Below are 2374 nucleotides of genomic sequence, written 5' to 3' on the forward strand. Positions count from 1 at the left end.
GGTATGAGGGGGACCTGTTAACGCCGACCGAAAACAGGGCCAGAAACGCCAACTGAAAATAGGGCCACCAACCATTATGGAAGGTGATCAAATTGGATGATTGGGCAGAGATTCGCCACCTGCATTCGACGGGCAAGCATTCGAAACGGGAGATAGCCCGGCTGGCCGGGGTGTCCCGGGGAACGGTGGATCGGGCGTTGGCTGTGGATAGGTCGCCTACGTATAAGCGCGAGCCGACCGGGTCGAGTTTCGACGCGTTTGCGTCGCAGGTGCGGGTGTTGCTTGCGGCAACGCCGACGATGCCGGCCGCGACCGCGGCCGAACGGGTGGGCTGGTCGGGGTCTCCGTCGCTGTTCCGGGCCAAAATCGCCGAGCTGCGCCCGGAGTACGCGGTGCCGGACCCCGCGGACCGGCTGGTGCACCCGCCCGGGTTCCAGGTCCAGTGTGATCTCTGGTTCCCGCACGAAGACCTGCCGCTGGGCCATGACCAGGCTGCTGCGCCGCCGGTGCTGGTGATGACTTCGACGTTCTCCGGATTCATCCAGGCCCGCATGTTGCCGTCTCGGACGACGCCGGATCTGCTCGGCGGGATGTGGTCGTTGCTGCAGGAGGCCGAGGCCGTTCCCGCCCGGCTGACCTGGGACAACGAGACCGGCATCGGGCGCGGGAAACTCACCGAGCCCGCCGCCGCGTTCGCCGGTACGCTCGGCACCCAGATCAAGCTACTCAAGGCCCGTGACCCCGAGTCCAAGGGCATGGTCGAGCGGATGAATCGGTTCTTCCGCAGCCGCTTCATGTCGGGCCGGGCGTTCACCTCGCCCGACGACTTCAATGAGCAGTTGGCCGGGTGGCTGCCCATCGCGAACAACCGTCTCTCCCGGTCACGCAGAGGCCGCCCGCAGGACCTGATCAGCATCGACCGGGCGGCGATGCGCGGGCTGCCGCCGCTGGCGCCGGAAGTGATGTTCCGAAATAGCGTCCGGCTCCCACGGGATTACTACGTTCGCGCTTTCAGCAACGACTACTCCGTCGACCCGACCATGATCGGCCGGGTCGTGGACGTGACAGCGGGCCTGGAACGCGTCACCGTCCACCACGACGGGGTCCTCATCGCCGCGCACCGCCGGAAATGGGCTCGGCAACTGACCGTGACCGATCCGGCGCACGTCCTCCGCGCGGCCGAGCTGCGCGCGCAGTTCCAAGCCCAACGCGCCCGCCGGCCCGCGGTCACTGCCGTCGTCGAGATGGCCTCACTGGCCCGCTACGACGAACTCTTCAGCGTTGACCTAGACACCACCCCGACCGTGTTGGCGGTCGCGTCATGACCGGGTCGGAAGCGGCCTCGCAGATCGAGTACTACGCCCGCGCGCTGCGGGCCCCACGGATCAGCGAAGCCTTCCGGCGCCTGGGCGACCAGGCCCGCGACGCGGGCTGGTCCCACGAGGAATACCTCGCCGCAGTGCTCTCCAAAGAGGTCTCCGAACGCGAAGCCTCCGGGGCAGCGCTCCGCATCAAGGCCGCCCGGTTCCCGGGTCACAAAACCCTCGAGGACTTCAACTTCGACCACCAGCCCTCCGCAGACCGGAACCTGATCGCGCACCTCGGCACGAGCGTGTTCGCCACCGAGGCGAAGAACATCGTCCTCCTCGGGCCTCCCGGAACCGGGAAAACACACCTCGCCGTCGGCATTGGAATCAAGGCCGCCAAAGCCGGCCACCGGGTCCTCTTCGACACCGCGACGGGCTGGGTGACTCGACTCCAAGAAGCCCACTCACGAGGCAAACTCGCCGCCGAACTCATCAGGCTGCGCCGTTACAGCCTGCTGATCGTCGATGAGGTCGGCTACATCCCCTTCGACCAGGACGCCGCGAACCTGTTCTTCCAACTCGTGTCATCTCGCTACGAACACGCCTCACTGATCATGACGAGCAACCTGCCCTTCGCCAAGCCGCATACGTTCAAGTTGACGTATGCGAGTTGATACCTAATCTTCATAGGTTGAAGCGAAGACTTCTTCCTCGCGGTCGACAGCATCGAAGACGTAGTGCAGTGCGCCGCCGGCTGTCATGCCGAATGCCGCGGCGACCAGTCTCGGGTCGTGGGAGTGGGCGAGATCGGCGAGACGGGTTTGACGCAGGACAGCTGGCGTGACGCCGGCCGGATCGAGAATATGAGTCATGAAATACGGCGACGCTGCAGTTTCGTGAGCGCGTGAGTCTTTCGTGAGGACGAGGTGCGGGTTGTTCGTTCGCAGCGCCAGCCGCGCCGTCAGCACCGCATCGATAGCAGCGAGCGTGATGGGGTCCAGCGGCACGTTATACGGCCGTCCCGCGATGACCATCGTCCCTGCCTTTGTGCTGATGTCCGAGACCAG

At 65.5% G+C, this 2374-nt stretch carries 2 protein-coding genes and 1 pseudogene; 2 read left to right on the forward strand and 1 reads right to left on the reverse strand.

What is annotated here, in order from left to right:
- Positions 1 to 83: 83 nt before the first annotated feature.
- Entirely contained in the window at positions 84 to 1325 is a 1242-nt protein-coding gene (locus QN357_RS18610) for a Mu transposase domain-containing protein (RefSeq protein WP_322135187.1), read from the forward strand.
- Positions 1322 to 1981, forward strand: a complete 660-nt coding sequence (istB, locus tag QN357_RS18615) for an IS21-like element helper ATPase IstB (RefSeq protein WP_323505352.1) — start codon at positions 1322 to 1324, stop codon at positions 1979 to 1981. The genes QN357_RS18610 and istB overlap by 4 nt, the downstream gene beginning before the upstream one ends.
- Before the next feature lie 3 nt (positions 1982 to 1984).
- Here the strand turns inward: istB and QN357_RS18620 are convergent.
- Positions 1985 to 2374 (reverse strand): annotated as a pseudogene (locus QN357_RS18620) (hypothetical protein); the annotation flags it as partial.

This window comes from Cryobacterium sp. RTC2.1 (genome assembly GCF_035018685.1).
In the GTDB taxonomy this organism is placed as follows: Bacteria; Actinomycetota; Actinomycetes; order Actinomycetales; family Microbacteriaceae; genus Cryobacterium; species Cryobacterium glucosi.